The sequence below is a fragment of the Duganella phyllosphaerae genome, assembly GCF_001758785.1.
In the GTDB taxonomy this organism is placed as follows: domain Bacteria; phylum Pseudomonadota; class Gammaproteobacteria; order Burkholderiales; family Burkholderiaceae_D; genus Rugamonas; species Rugamonas phyllosphaerae.
Genome location: NZ_LROM01000118.1, coordinates 1 through 13,754 on the forward strand (window position 1 = coordinate 1; position 13,754 = coordinate 13,754).

The window sequence follows — 13,754 nt, forward strand, 5'->3', positions numbered from 1 at the left end:
ACCAGGGACCTGCGGATTAACAGTCCGTCGCTCTACCAACTGAGCTATCAGGGAAAAGAGGCAACATTTTATACTGTTTGTCGTGCACTAACAAGAAAGAATTCTTTCAGTGCAATTCTTAACCGTACATCTTGTTGCCCTCTCGAATCACGTTGCCGCGATCCGAAGAAGCAAGATTTTAGAGCACTTTGGCGATGGCGTCAATAACGGTATCGATGTTGCGCGAGTTCAGTGCTGCTACGCAAATACGGCCCGTGTCGACGGCGTAAATCGATTGCTCGCGCAGCTTGCCCACCTGTTCCTTGGTCAGGCCCGAGTACGAGAACATGCCCACCTGGTCGCGCACGAAGTCGAAGTCGTGTGCCGGCGCCTTGGCCTTGAGCTTGGCGACGAATGCCTCGCGCATTTCCTTGATGCGCACGCGCATGCCGGCCAGTTCGTCTTCCCACAGCTGGCGCAGCCCCGGCGTGGTCAAGACGGTGGCAACCACCTTGCCGCCGTGGACCGGCGGGTTCGAGTAGTTGGTGCGCACCACGCGCTTCAGCTGCGACATCAGGCGCGCCGCTTCTTCGCCGCTGGCCGCCACCACGCTCAGGGCGCCCACGCGTTCACCGTACAGCGAGAACGATTTCGAGAACGAGTTCGACACCAGCAGCGGGCCGCCGGCATCGGCAAAGCGGCGCACCACGGCGCCGTCTTCGGCGATGCCTGCGCCAAAGCCCTGGTAGGCCATGTCGAGGAACGGCACCAGCCCGCCGCCGGTGACGGCTGCGATCACTTCATCCCACTGGCTTGAGGTCAGATCGGCGCCGGTCGGGTTGTGGCAGCATGCGTGCAGCAGCACGATCGAGCCGGCTGGCATGGCCCTGATGTCGGCGATCATGCCGGCGAAGTTGACGCCGTGGGTGGCCGGATCGTAATAGCTGTAGTTGTTGACGGTGAAACCGGCGCTTTCGAACAGTGCGCGGTGGTTTTCCCAGCTCGGGTCGCTGATGTAGACCTGGGCGTCGGGCGCGAAGCGCTTGAGGAAGTCGGCGCCGATTTTCAGGGCGCCGGTGCCGCCGATGGCTTGCACGGTAATTGCACGCTTCTCTTGAATTACTGCGCTGTCGGCGCCAAATACCAGCTCTTGCACCGCCTTGTCGTAGGCAGCCAGGCCTTCGATGGGCAGGTAGGTGCGCGGCGCCGGCGCGGCGATCAGGATTTCCTCCGCTTTCTGTACGCAAGCCAACAGCGGCACCTTGCCATTGTCGTCATAGTAGACACCGACGCCAAGGTTGATCTTGGCCGGGTTCTGGTCGGCGTTGAAAGCTTCGGTAATACCCAGGATCGGGTCGCGTGGTGCCATGTCGATGGCGCTGAACAAGCTAGGATTCGTCATGATAAGATTGGATTCGATTGAGAGCGGTTCGCAGTGGAAAATTTTGACAGCGCCCCTTGCGGCAGCCTGTCGAACTTGGGATCGTCAGCTGCAAAAATACCTGGATCGGTCCATATTTCGCCGCTTTCTCGGCCCATAGCCCGCTATGGGCACTGCGAAAGCGACAAAAATCTGTCCTCGACCAGCTATTTTTTCGCTCTGACTCCCCAAGTCCCACAGGCTGCTGGTACCCGAAAATTAGGCCGCTGGCAGGCCGTCATTCTAACAAAGGTCTGATCAAGATGGCTGAATTACCCGTAGTAGACAATTCCGCAGCAACCGTGGTCACCTTCCCCGACTCGCCCTACAAGCTGCACCAACCGTTTCCACCGGCCGGCGACCAGCCCACCGCGATCGACCAGTTGTGCGAAGGGATCAACGACGGCCTGTTCTACCAGACCCTGCTCGGCGTGACCGGTTCCGGCAAAACCTACACCATGGCCAACGTGATCGCGCGCCAGGGCCGCCCCGCCATCGTCTTCGCACCGAACAAGACGCTGGCCGCGCAGCTGTACTCGGAGTTCAAGGAATTCTTCCCCGAGAACGCGGTCGAGTACTTCGTCTCGTACTACGATTACTACCAGCCCGAAGCTTACGTGCCGCAGCGCGACCTGTTCATCGAAAAGGACTCGTCGATCAACGAGCATATCGAGCAGATGCGCCTGTCGTGCACCAAGTCGCTGATGGAGCGGCGCGACGTGGTGATCGTGGCCACCGTCTCTGCCATTTACGGTATCGGTAACCCGAGCGAATACCACCAGATGATCCTGACGCTGCGCGCGAAGGACCGCGTCTCCCAGCGCGACATCATCGCGCGCCTGATCCAGATGCAGTACACGCGCAACGAAGTCGATTTCGGCCGCGGCACCTTCCGCGTGCGCGGCGACACGCTCGACATCTTCCCGGCCGAGAATGCCGACCTGGCCGTGCGCCTCGACCTGTTCGACGACCAGCTCGAATCGATACAGCTGTTCGACCCGCTCACGGGCCGCGTCAAGCAGAAGATCCCGCGCTTCACTGTCTATCCCGGCTCGCACTACGTCACGCCGCGTTCGACCGTGCTGCGCGCGGTCGAGTCGATCAAGCTCGAACTGCGCGACCGCCTGGAATTCTTCCGCAACGAGAGCAAGCTGATCGAAGAGCAGCGCCTGGAACAGCGCACCCGCTTCGACCTCGAGATGATGCAGGAAATCGGGTTCACCAAGGGTATCGAGAACTACTCGCGGCACCTGAGCGGCGCCATGCCGGGCGACCCGCCCCCTACGCTGGTCGACTACCTGCCCAAGGACGCGCTGATGTTCATGGACGAGTCGCACGTGCTGATCGGCCAGTTGAGCGCCATGTACAACGGCGACCGTTCGCGCAAGACCAACCTGGTGGACTACGGCTTCCGCCTGCCGTCCGCGCTCGACAACCGGCCGTTGAAGTTCGAGGAATTCGAGCAGAAGATGCGCCAGACCGTGTTCGTCTCGGCCACGCCGGCCGACTACGAAAAGACCCATGCAGACCAGGTGGTCGAGCAGGTGGTGCGCCCCACCGGCCTGGTGGACCCGCTGATCATCGTGCGTCCCGCCAGCTCGCAGGTGGACGACCTGATGTCGGAGATCACCGACCGCGTGGCCAAGAACGAGCGGGTGCTGGTGACCACGCTGACCAAGCGCATGTCCGAGCAGCTGACCGAATACCTGAGCGACCATGGCATCAAGGTGCGCTACCTGCACAGCGATATTGAAACGGTGGAGCGCGTCGAACTGCTGCGCGACCTGCGCCTCGGTACCTTCGACGTACTGGTCGGGATCAACCTGCTGCGCGAGGGCCTGGACTTGCCCGAGGTGTCGCTGGTGGCGATTCTCGACGCCGACAAGGAAGGCTTCCTGCGCTCCGAGCGCTCGCTGATCCAGACCATCGGCCGCGCCGCGCGTAACCTCAACGGCGTGGCGCTGCTGTACGCCGATCGCATGACCGATTCGATGGAACGCGCGATCGGCGAGACCGAACGCCGGCGCGCCAAGCAGATCGCCTTCAATACCGCCAACGGCATCGTGCCGCGCGGTGTGCAGAAGAAGATCAAGGACATGATCGACGGCGTATTCAGCCCGGCCGAAGCGAAGGAAGAACTGGCGGTGGCGCAGGAATCGGCCAAGTACGAATCGATGAGCGAAAAGCAGATCGCCAAGGAGATCAAGCGCCTGGAAAAAGCCATGGTCGATCACGCCAAGAATCTCGAATTCGAAAAAGCCGCGCAAGTGCGCGACCAGCTCCATGGGCTCAAAAAGCAGCTGTTCGGCGCCCCGGGGGCCGACACGCTGCCGTCATAAGGTATTCAATGAATCCAATCTCATCTCCGATCATCAGCAGCGGCCCGCTGGGCATGCCCTGGGCCACCATGGACCCGTTTTTATTTTGCGTCCACCACGTCGATGGCTACCCGCACGGTAACGGCAAGTACGGCCCCGCCAAGCCGCTTTCGGGCCGCAACATCGGCCAGGATTTCGCCAACGTCGATGGCTGGAATATGTACCACGGCCAGCAGGTGCCGGGCTTTCCCGGCCACCCGCATCGCGGTTTCGAAACCGTGACCATCGTGCGCCGCGGCCTGATCGACCATGCCGATTCGCTGGGCGCCGCCGCCCGCTTCGGCGCCGGCGACGTGCAGTGGCTCACGGCCGGTCGCGGCATCGTCCACTCCGAGATGTTCCCGCTTTTAAAGACCGATGCCGACAATCCGCTCGAGCTGTTCCAGATCTGGCTCAACCTGCCGGCGCGCAGCAAGATGGTCGAACCGCACTTCACCATGCTGTGGTCAGAGGATGTGCCGCGCCAGGTGGTGACCGATGCTGGCGGCGCCCGCACCGACGTGCTGTGCGTGGCTGGCAAGCTGGCCGACATGACGCCACTGGCGCCACCGCCCGATTCGTGGGCGTCTGCCGAAGACAGTGACCTGGCGATCTGGGTGATCACGATGGAACCGGGCGCCGAGTGGACGCTGCCGCCCACGCGCGGTGCGCAGACCAGGCGGGCGCTGTATTATTTCGACGGCGACGGCGCCACCATCGGCGGCCAGGCCATTGCTGCCCGCAGCGCCAACGACCTGCGTACCGATGCGCCGCTGGTCATCCAGAACGGCGCCAAACCCGCGCAGTTCCTGGTGCTGCAAGGCCGGCCGATCGGTGAACCGGTGGCGCAAGCCGGCCCGTTCGTGATGAACAGCGAACAGGAAATTCGCCAGGCCCATGCCGACTACCAGCGCACCGGCTTCGGCGGCTGGCCGTGGCCCGACATGGCGCCCGTTCACGGCGACGATCCCACCCGCTTTGCGCGCCACGTCGGTGGCCGGGTGGAGCGCCGGGAGAGCTGAGCTTTAGCTCAACTTACAGGCCCTGCACGAAGGTGGCGACCGCATCGAGCAACTGCGGCGCCACCGGCAGCGCATTGCTGCCATACGATTTCACCTGCAAAGCCTGGTCGTCACCGACAATTTTCAGCAGGTGGTTCATGCCCTCGACAATCACCACTTTCGCCGCTGGCTGCGCCCTGGCCAGCGCCTCCGCGTCAGCCACTTTGACCTGGATATCGGACGTGCCCTGCACGATCAGCACCGGCATGGTCAAGGCGGCGATGGCGGCGCGCGGTTCGTGGCGCAGTGCTGAAATCAGGTACGGCTGCACCGACGGCCGGTACAACATCATCAGCTCGGGCGGCACCGCGTCGGCCAGCTTGCCCTCCTTGAGCGACGCCACGATGCGCTGATGCTGGGTAAACTGTTCCGGCGTCAGGTGCGGCTTCAACTGCTCGTCGAGCACTTCGTCGAGGCCGCGACCGATGCCGGCGATCTCCACGCAGCCATCAGCCGCGCCGCGCCGGCAGGCGCCAGCGGCGATCAGCGCGCCTTCGCTATGCCCGGCCACCACCACCTTCGAAAAACGCGGATCGGCTTTCAACTGGCGAATCCACGCCACGGCGTCGTTGACGAAATCATCGAAGCGCAGATCGGCCTCGCTCCATTGCGGTGAGACGCTGGCCGCGATCAGGCGCTTGTCGTAGCGCACCGAGGCGATGCCACGCGCAGCCAGTCCTTCTGCCACCATTTTCAGACTGTCGTTGGCGCCGGGCAGCGCGATGCTGTTGCCGTTGCGGTCGGTGGGGCCGGAGCCGGCGTGCAGCAGCACGACCGGCAGCTTGCCCTCCTCCGCCTTGGGCACGAGCTCGGTACCGCGCAGCGTGCCACCACCGACATCGAGCGTCACGTCGCGCACGACAAAGGGTACCGCAGGTGCAGCAGGGGCAGCGGGTGCAGCGGGTGCAGCGGGTGCGATAGGCATGGCGGCATTGGCCGTCCAGCAGAACAACAGCGTGCACATGGCCAGCGTCATACGCATCAACGATCTCCTTCGGTATGTAGTGGTTCAGTTCGATTCAAGAGTACCCGCTTTTTCCAGGCGCCTGTAGCACGCCAGCGAGTGCAGCACGGCCACCGGCGCCCACCAGAACATCAACAGCAGTAACAGCCAGGCCGGCGCGCCCACCAGCACCCCGATCAGGCCCATCACGCCACTGGCCACCATCAGCCGCGCGGCCAGGCGATGGGTGGCGTACCACACGCGGTCGCTGCTCAATGTCCACGGTGTGCGGATGCCGAGGTAGAAATTCTTGCGCACCTTGCCCAGCGGGTTACCGAGCAGGATCAGCACGATGCACATCCCGGCCGCTACCGCGCGGTCCATAGCCACCTGGCCGCCGGTGGCAGCGATCAGCACCAGCACGTGGATATATGCCAGCAACGCCACCACCACGCCGGTCGAATACAGGTACGTGGACTCGAACGCGGTCATGCCGTAGCGGCGCGGGGACAGCCATGGCAGCACCAGCCCGAGCAGCCCCACCAATGCCATCAGGCCGGGGCCCAGCAGCCAGAGCATGGCGCGCGGACCAACACCGTCAACTTCGCCGGCGGCATTCCAGTGCACCGGCACGCTCTCGGGCAGCGCCGGGTAAAAGTGCCAGGTAATGGCGCTGGAAACGGCGATCAGGACGAGGCAGACAACGATGAAACGGGCTTTCATTTTTTTCTCCCGGTGGGTTCGGTCAGGTCCATCATCCACGCGACGACGTCCTGCAACACGGTGGTATTGAGGCTGTACCAGATGGTCTGCCCTTCGCGCCGACGGGCGACCAGGTCGGCCTCCACCAGCACCGCAAAGTGGTGCGACATGGTCGGCTTGCTCGTGTCGAAATGTTCGGCCAGGTCGCCGGCCGTCATCTCGCCATCGCGCAGCAGCCGCAGGATCTCGCGCCGCGCCGGATCGGCAATCGCCTTGAAGGCACTGTTGTTGGCATTCATGTAGCGGCACTCGTATTAAGATAAACGTCTAATTAGACATCCATCGAAATATAAAGCAAATTGCCGGGAGCGGTCAATTCATTTCGACGTGGGATGGCAGCATCCGGGCAGGAACGCCCGGATGCGAGGTACAACAGGATCAGAACGCGTAACGCGCGCTGAATTTCACCGTGCGCATCGGGCCGCCCACCGAGTTCGGCACGCCCAGGTTGGCGTTGTCGCCGCCGAGGCGGTTGACTGGATTGCCCGGTCCACCACCCCAGCCGTCGTAGCCGCCGTAGTTGATGCTGTTGAACAAGTTGAGCACATCGGCGCGCAGCGACAGCGCACCGAAGGCGAACTTGACCTCTTTCGCCAGGCCCACGTCCACCTGGCGGAAGTTGCTGCCTTTACCCTCGGCCGCCACGCAGCTGGTGGAGCCGCGCGAGCAGTCGGTGATGCGGTACGGCAGGCCCGAGCCGTAGGTCATTTTCCCGGACAGCATCAGGCCGAACGGCAGCAAGCCATCGGACACGCCCGCCACCACCAGGCGGTGTTTCTCGACGTCGGTCGACGGATTCCAGGCGGTAGCATAGCGGCCGTAGGTCCAGTTGAAGGTGTTGTTGGTCCACTCGTTGTTGGTGGTCTCGCCGCGGCTATAGGTGTAGGTGGCGCCCAGGCTCCAGGTGGAGGCCTTGGTATAGGGCTTGTCGAGTTTCAGGTAGATGTTCTCGGCCTTGGCCTGGGTGATGAAGTCGCCCAGCACCAGGGTGCTGTAGCCGGGCACGGAACCGAACAGCGGATCGATCGGGCTGCCGTTGCCCCAGGTGCCGTTGACGTCGCGGTTGCCACCGAACCAGTTGAACTGATTGCGGCTGCGCGAGTTGGTGTAGCCCACTTCGCCATTCCAGCGACCGAGCGCCTGGCGCAGGCCAAAGCTGAACTGGTCGGTGTACGCCATCTTGTGGTTGTTCTTGATCAGCCAGATTTCGCCACCGGGCTGCGAATTCTTCTGCGCCTCGTCCAGTGCGTGGTTGGCGATGGCGCGGTCATACGCCCTGCCCCAGCCGGCAAACAGCACCGAGGCGCGGTCGCCGTTGATGTCGTACGACAGCCCCAGGCGCGGCGCCCACGCATCCTTGAACGGTTTGCGGCTGTTGCCGTCGCTGATGTAGTCGGCGATGTTGACACCGCCTCTGGCCAGCGACTGCGCATAGGTTTGGCCGGCCGGCGCGCCTTCGCGCGGATCCTGCCGGCCGAAGATGGCCACGCGGTCGGCCGGCGTGGCGTAGCTGTTGTTGAGCATATTGCTCTCGTAGTCGTAGCGCAGGCCAAGGTTGAGCAGCAGCTTGTCGGTGGCCTGCCAGTCGTCCTGGAAGTAGATGCCGTACTGGTTGTTGGAAAACGCCACGCCGGCAGCCGGTATCGCCAGCTCGGCGCGGATCAGGCTCGGTATGCCGGTAACGGTATCGATGCGCTCCCAGCGCTGCTCGACCGCGCGCGCGGTACCGGACAGGTTGTAGTCGATGCGCTTGACCTTGACGCCGGCCTTGAAGGTATGGCTTTCCAGACCGGTGTAAGTCAGGTCGTCCTGCAACAGCAGGCCGCGCTGCTGGCGGAACTGGTTGTTGGGCGAGCCGCCGGTGATCAGCACATCGACCACGTTGTTGTCGCTGTTGCTGGGCGAAACCTGGTAGCGCACGTACGGGTTGGCCGCGTCCGAGCGCGGGTTCCAGCTGTATTTTTCGTAGCCGAAGCGTGCTTCGTTCAAAAAGCCCTTGTCGCTCCACTCGTGCTTGACGTCGAACCGGTCTTCGTCGTTGGTCCGATCCAGAACGTTCTCTGCCACGCTGAGCTTGAGGTCTTCGGGGATCAGGTCCGACTCGCGGCGCACCCGGGCAGTGGCCTCCATGCGCTGATTGCGCGAAATCTGCGCATCAACCTTCACCAGCAGCAGGTCTTCCTTGAAGCTTGACACCTGCGAACCCTGGCGCGCCAGCAGCGACGGCACGATGCCGGCATCGGGCAGCAGGTCGGTGCGCTGGGCGATCACCTGGCGCGGGCTGTCGATCTTCTTGCCTTCGTACGCGATGAAGAAGTGCGCGACGTCTTCCTTGATCGGGCCGCCAAGGGTGACGCCGTACTGGTCCTGCGACGACGACGGCCGGCCCACGCCCTTGCGCTCCGACTCCTTCTGGAACGGGTCCTTGGCGGTGAGGTTGGTGCCGCTGTGGTCCCAGAACACGTCGCCGCTCAGGGTGTTGCCACCCGACTTGGTCACCGCCGTAATCGCCGCGCTCGACACCTGGTCGAACTCTGCCTTGTAGTTCTGCGCGATCACCTTGTACTCGGCCACGGCCGATTGCGGGAACGGGTTGCCCCGGCTCGAGTCGAGCCCGGAGACGCCGCCGCGCAGGATGTTGTTCTTCTGGCTGACGCCATCGATGAAAACGTTAACGTTGTCCTGGCTCTGCGAGCCGCTCTGCATCTTGACGTTGCCGGCAGTATCGACATTGAAGCGCACCCCGGGCGCCAGGTCGGCAAACGAGAGGAAGTTGCGGGTGACCTGCGGCAGCTTTTCGATCTGCTGGCGCGACACCGACGTGCCTACCTCGGAACCGGTCACGTCGCGCCGCGACGCCGAGCCGGTGATCACTACCTGCTGCACACCGGCCTGCAATTGCAGGTTGACCTGGCTGGTCTGACCGACGCTGACGGTGACCGGTTCGGCCTGCTGCTCACCCACGCGGATGCGGTAGGTGCCGGGCGCCACGCCAGTCAACACATAGCTGCCGTCGGCGCGGGTAGTGGTTTCGTACTTATAACCGTTCAATTCGTTGGTGGCGGTGACGGCAGCGCCAGCCGAAGGGGCGGCGCCGCTGGCGACCTGGCCCTGGATGGTGGCCGTACTGAGCTGGGCATGCGCCAGCGGGGCAATCAGCAACGTGGCGGCAAACGATGCGGCCACGGCGTTGGAAATAACGGACAGGCGAAGGGCAGGCGTATGCCGGGCAGAGCTTTTCATGGGTACTCCTGGTTTTGTCGTTCGGAAGAATCACCAGGCATGGCGCCGCAAGGGGGCGCCGATAATGCTGACAGTGGTGAGGCTGCGCGCCCCCGACTGGGAGACGGGGGCGCATCACTATGTAAATTGTTTACATTGTTGTTTCAGCCACTGTAGCGCCGTTGCTCGCGCACTGTACAGCGTTTTTTTCAATCGGGACGCGGTCCCGCCGACCTTACAAGGTCTTGACGAACTCGCGTATTCCGCTCAGCAACATCTCGATCGACATCGCCGTCAGGATCAGCCCCATCAGCCGCTCGAACGCGGTCATCACCTGCGGGCCCAGCACTTTTTGCAGCCGTTCGGCCGACAGGAACACGGCCAGCCACACCACGGCCACGGCCGCCAGCGCCGCCACGTGCACCAGCACCTCGCCGGTGCTCTCGCTCGAGAACAGCAGCACGGTGGCCAGCGCGGACGGGCCGGCCAGCGCAGGGATGGCCAGCGGTACGATGAACGGCTCGGCGCCGTCGGTGCGGCCCAGCACGCCATCAGGGTGCGGGAAGATCATGCGGATCGAGATCAAGAGCAGGATCACGGCGCCGCCGATGCGCAGTGCCACCTCGGACAAATGCAGCGCGGCCAGGAAGTGCCGGCCGAAGAACATGAAGATCAGCAGCAGGCCAAAGGCGATGGCGCACTCGCGTATCACGATGCGCGGGCGGCGTGCCGGCGGCACGGGGTTGAGCACGCTGGCAAATAGCGGCACGTTACCGAAAGGATCGGTCACCAGGACCAGCAGGATGAAGGTCTGAAAGAAATCTTGGGTCATGTTTTTGTTCTTGAATTAAAAAGGGAGCCGAAGCTCCCCTTGTGTCACCGATTACTGCGCGGTGTCGCCTTTTTTGATCCATGCCGCGAGTTGATGCGGACGCAGGCCGTCGTAGTCCTCGAACGGCTGGTGGATCCACGGATTGTGCGGCAGTTCTTCCATCTGGTAATCAGGACGGAAGGCCGAGCTGCCCTTGGTCCAGATCACGGCCGAACGCACTTCGGTCACGCCATCGAAGTTTTCCTTCAGGTGCTGCATGACCTTGATCAGGGTAACACCCGAATCGGCCAGGTCGTCGACCAGCAGGATCTTGCCCGACAGCGGGCCCTTGGTCATCGTCATGTACTTGGCGATGTCGAGGTCGCCCTGGGTCGTGCCCTTGTCTTCGCGGTACGAGCTGGTCGACAGGATCGCCAGCGGCACGTCGAAAATACGCGAGAACACGTCGCCAGGACGCACGCCGCCGCGCGCCAGGCACAGCACCATGTCGAATTTCCAGCCAGACTCATGCACCTTGAGCGCCAGGCGCTCAATCAGGCGGTGGTATTCGTCCCAGGACACCCAGAGGTGTTTTTCATTGGTTTGCGGGTTGTTCATGACATTCCTCTTATTATGCGAACGATTAGGCGAACGGGTGACGCAGCACGATCGTTTCTTCACGATCCGGCCCGGTCGAGACCATGTCAACTGGCACGCCGACCAGCTCTTCGATGCGCTTGATGTAGGCGCGGGCAGTGGCCGGCAGCGCTTCCATGGTCTTGGCGCCAACGGTGCTTTCGGTCCAGCCTGGCATTTCTTCGTAGATCGGCACGCAGCGGGCCGCTTCTTCGGCGCCCGATGGGAAGATGTCCACGGTGACGCCGTCGATGGTGTAGCCGGTGCACAGTTTCAGGGTTTCGATACCGTCGAGCACGTCCAGCTTGGTCAGGCACATGCCGGTCACGCCGTTGATTTGCACCGAACGACGCAGCAGCGCGGCATCGAACCAGCCGCAGCGGCGAGCGCGGCCCGTCACGGTGCCGAACTCGTGGCCCACTTGCGCCAGGTGGTGGCCAACGCCTGCATCGGTTGGCAGTTCCGACGGGAACGGACCGGAACCGACGCGGGTGGTGTAGGCCTTGGTGATGCCCATGATGTAGTGCAGCATGTTCGGACCCACGCCAGCACCGGCGGCGGCATTGCCGGCCACGCAGTTCGAGGAGGTGACGAACGGATAGGTGCCGTGATCGACGTCCAGCAGCGAACCTTGTGCGCCTTCGAACAGCAGGTTGGCGCCAGCCTTGTGGGCTGCGTACAGCGCGCTCGAGACATCGGTGACCATCGGACGCAGGCGTGGCACGTAGGCCAGCGCGTCGTCCAGGGTCTTCTGGTAGTCGACCTTCGGTGCTTTCAGATAGTGTTCCAGCACGAAGTTATGGTAGTCGAGGTTCTCGGCCAGTTTTTCGGCAAAGCGCGTTTCGTTGAGCAGGTCGGCCACGCGAATCGCGCGACGGGCGACCTTGTCTTCGTAGGCCGGGCCGATGCCCTTGCCGGTGGTGCCGATTTTCGCTTCGCCACGCTTGGCTTCACGGGCCAGGTCGAGTGCCGAGTGGTAAGGCAGGATGACCGGCGCTGCGTCCGACACTTTCAGGCGCGAGGCCACTTCGACACCGACTTTTTCCAGCTTGTCGATTTCGCGCAGCACGTCCGGCACCGACACCACCACACCGTTACCGATGTAGCAGGCCACGCCTGGGCGCATGATGCCCGAAGGTATCAGTTGCAGCGCGGTTTTGACGCCGCCGATAACCAGCGTGTGGCCGGCGTTGTGACCGCCTTGGAAGCGCACCACACCTTGTGCATGATCGGTCAGCCAATCGACGATCTTGCCTTTACCTTCGTCACCCCATTGGGTGCCGATGACGACCACATTCTTTGCGTTTTTGTTTGACATCACACTAACCTAAGTTTTTAAGAATCCATTGACTACTGTTATCGTCGAGCACCAGCGCGCGATCGCACTCGAACTCGTCCAGCTCATTGCTGTGACCAGGCATGCTCTGGATCACGACTTCGCCGGACTTGCGCAGCTCGGCGATTTTTTCTTTCAATTCAGGCGCATTGCCCCACGGCGCGCGGATCGAATGCTTGCGTTCCGCAGTGGGTAACAGGCGCGCCAGCTCGCGCAGGTCGAGCGAGAAGCCGGTGGCGGGACGGGCCCGGCCGAAGGCTTCGCCTACGTGATCGTAACGGCCGCCGCGCGCCACCGCGTTCGGCAAGCCTGGCACATACAGCGCGAACATCGCACCGCTTTCGTATTGGTAACCGCGCAGGTCGGCCAGGTCGATGGCGACCTCGGCGCGGCCAAGCGCCGATGCAGCCAGCGCCGCCAGTTCGGCCAAGGCCTTGGCGATGCCCGGCAAGTCCGGCAGCACCTCGCGCGCTTTTTTCAGCACGTCGATGTCGCCGTACAGCTGGGTCAGCGCCAGCAGCGCGTCGCGCGTTTGCGGCGCGTAGTTGGCGGTGAGCGCTTTCAGGTCCGAGACGTCCTTGGCGCGCAGCGCCAGGTACAGCGCCGCTTCGTCCCTGGCAGCAGCAGCGTCGCCCTCGATGATCGCGCGCAGCACACCGACGTGGGTCAGGTCCAGCCGCACTTGCGGAAAACCGGCCAGCGCCAGGGTGGACAGCGCCAGCTCCTGGATTTCGGCGTCCGCTTCCAGGCCGGCATGGCCGTAGATTTCGGCGCCGATCTGCAGCGGCTCGCGGGTAGCGTGCAGGCCCGACGGATGCGTGTGCAGCACGTTGCCGGCGTAGCACAGGCGCGTGACCGAAGCACGGTTGAGCAGGTGGGCGTCGATGCGCGCCACTTGGGTGGTCATGTCGGGACGCAGGCCCAGCAGGCGGCCCGAGATCGGGTCCACCAGTTTGAAGGTGCGCAGGTCGATGTCGGTACCGGTGCCGGTGAGCAGCGACTCGAGGTACTCGAGCAGCGGTGGCATCACCAGTTCGTACCCGTACAGACGGAAGTTATCCAGCATCAAACGACGCAGTTCTTCAATCTTGCGGGCTTCCGACGGCAACACGTCGGCGATATTCTCGGGCAAAAGCCAATTCGGCATGGGAGACAATGATTAAATAATGAACAATGGGGCGCGGGCGCCGCGTGTCAACAAGTGACAGGCCGAACCTGATATTTTAC

11 protein-coding genes are annotated in these 13,754 nt (G+C 63.1%); 2 read left to right on the forward strand and 9 right to left on the reverse strand.

The window, feature by feature from the left end:
* Positions 1-178: 178 nt before the first annotated feature.
* The gene (locus tag DUPY_RS20840) at positions 179-1,381 is read right to left on the reverse strand and encodes an amino acid aminotransferase (RefSeq protein WP_070250756.1); all 1,203 of its coding nucleotides are present in this window, start codon (positions 1,379-1,381) and stop codon (positions 179-181) included.
* A gap of 281 nt (positions 1,382-1,662) precedes the next feature.
* Here DUPY_RS20840 and uvrB point away from each other — a divergent pair, with 281 nt between their 5' ends.
* Both uvrB and DUPY_RS20850 read left to right on the forward strand, forming a co-directional pair.
* Positions 1,663-3,738, forward strand: coding sequence for an excinuclease ABC subunit UvrB (gene uvrB / locus DUPY_RS20845; protein WP_070250758.1), 2,076 nt, complete (start codon positions 1,663-1,665; stop codon positions 3,736-3,738).
* Positions 3,739-3,746: 8 nt separating this feature from the next.
* A complete protein-coding gene (locus tag DUPY_RS20850; protein ID WP_070250760.1) occupies positions 3,747-4,778 on the forward strand; it encodes a pirin family protein in 1,032 nt (343 codons plus the stop codon).
* A 13-nt stretch (positions 4,779-4,791) separates the two neighbouring features.
* On the opposite strand, the gene DUPY_RS20855 is transcribed toward DUPY_RS20850, so the two are convergent.
* From DUPY_RS20855 to DUPY_RS20890, 8 genes are all read right to left on the reverse strand, one after another.
* Positions 4,792-5,799 (reverse strand): alpha/beta hydrolase, encoded by a 1,008-nt coding sequence (locus DUPY_RS20855; RefSeq protein WP_229255450.1) that lies wholly within the window; start codon positions 5,797-5,799, stop codon positions 4,792-4,794.
* 27 nt (positions 5,800-5,826) lie between these two features.
* The gene (locus tag DUPY_RS20860; RefSeq protein ID WP_070250762.1) at positions 5,827-6,483 is read right to left on the reverse strand and encodes an SdpI family protein; all 657 of its coding nucleotides are present in this window, start codon (positions 6,481-6,483) and stop codon (positions 5,827-5,829) included.
* On the reverse strand, positions 6,480-6,761 hold the full coding sequence (locus tag DUPY_RS20865; RefSeq protein ID WP_070250763.1) for an autorepressor SdpR family transcription factor: 282 nt from the start codon (positions 6,759-6,761) through the stop codon (positions 6,480-6,482). The genes DUPY_RS20860 and DUPY_RS20865 overlap by 4 nt, the downstream gene beginning before the upstream one ends.
* A 139-nt stretch (positions 6,762-6,900) precedes the next feature.
* Positions 6,901-9,765: a TonB-dependent receptor gene (locus DUPY_RS20870; RefSeq protein ID WP_084640829.1), complete on the reverse strand. Its 2,865-nt coding sequence runs from the start codon at positions 9,763-9,765 to the stop codon at positions 6,901-6,903.
* A gap of 214 nt (positions 9,766-9,979) precedes the next feature.
* Positions 9,980-10,576, reverse strand: coding sequence for a MarC family protein (locus DUPY_RS20875; RefSeq protein ID WP_019920446.1), 597 nt, complete (start codon positions 10,574-10,576; stop codon positions 9,980-9,982).
* 51 nt (positions 10,577-10,627) lie between these two features.
* Positions 10,628-11,173 carry a phosphoribosyltransferase gene (locus DUPY_RS20880; protein ID WP_070250767.1) on the reverse strand — a complete coding sequence of 182 codons (546 nt, stop codon included), beginning with the start codon at positions 11,171-11,173 and terminating at the stop codon, positions 10,628-10,630.
* A 25-nt stretch (positions 11,174-11,198) separates the two neighbouring features.
* Positions 11,199-12,509: an adenylosuccinate synthase gene (locus DUPY_RS20885; protein ID WP_070250768.1), complete on the reverse strand. Its 1,311-nt coding sequence runs from the start codon at positions 12,507-12,509 to the stop codon at positions 11,199-11,201.
* A 4-nt stretch (positions 12,510-12,513) separates the two neighbouring features.
* Positions 12,514-13,674: an ATP phosphoribosyltransferase regulatory subunit gene (locus DUPY_RS20890; RefSeq protein ID WP_070250770.1), complete on the reverse strand. Its 1,161-nt coding sequence runs from the start codon at positions 13,672-13,674 to the stop codon at positions 12,514-12,516.
* Positions 13,675-13,754 lie beyond the last annotated feature (80 nt).

What these genes read in the sequence shown, in the direction of transcription:
- DUPY_RS20840 (WP_070250756.1), bottom strand. Translation starts at nt 1,381, where the DNA reads ATGACGAATCCTAGCTTGTTCAGCGCCATCGACATGGCACCACGCGAC.
- uvrB (WP_070250758.1), top strand. Translation starts at nt 1,663, where the DNA reads ATGGCTGAATTACCCGTAGTAGACAATTCCGCAGCAACCGTGGTCACC.
- DUPY_RS20850 (WP_070250760.1), top strand. Translation starts at nt 3,747, where the DNA reads ATGAATCCAATCTCATCTCCGATCATCAGCAGCGGCCCGCTGGGCATG.
- DUPY_RS20855 (WP_229255450.1), bottom strand. Translation starts at nt 5,799, where the DNA reads ATGCGTATGACGCTGGCCATGTGCACGCTGTTGTTCTGCTGGACGGCC.
- DUPY_RS20860 (WP_070250762.1), bottom strand. Translation starts at nt 6,483, where the DNA reads ATGAAAGCCCGTTTCATCGTTGTCTGCCTCGTCCTGATCGCCGTTTCC.
- DUPY_RS20865 (WP_070250763.1), bottom strand. Translation starts at nt 6,761, where the DNA reads ATGAATGCCAACAACAGTGCCTTCAAGGCGATTGCCGATCCGGCGCGG.
- DUPY_RS20870 (WP_084640829.1), bottom strand. Translation starts at nt 9,765, where the DNA reads ATGAAAAGCTCTGCCCGGCATACGCCTGCCCTTCGCCTGTCCGTTATT.
- DUPY_RS20875 (WP_019920446.1), bottom strand. Translation starts at nt 10,576, where the DNA reads ATGACCCAAGATTTCTTTCAGACCTTCATCCTGCTGGTCCTGGTGACC.
- DUPY_RS20880 (WP_070250767.1), bottom strand. Translation starts at nt 11,173, where the DNA reads ATGAACAACCCGCAAACCAATGAAAAACACCTCTGGGTGTCCTGGGAC.
- DUPY_RS20885 (WP_070250768.1), bottom strand. Translation starts at nt 12,509, where the DNA reads ATGTCAAACAAAAACGCAAAGAATGTGGTCGTCATCGGCACCCAATGG.
- DUPY_RS20890 (WP_070250770.1), bottom strand. Translation starts at nt 13,674, where the DNA reads ATGCCGAATTGGCTTTTGCCCGAGAATATCGCCGACGTGTTGCCGTCG.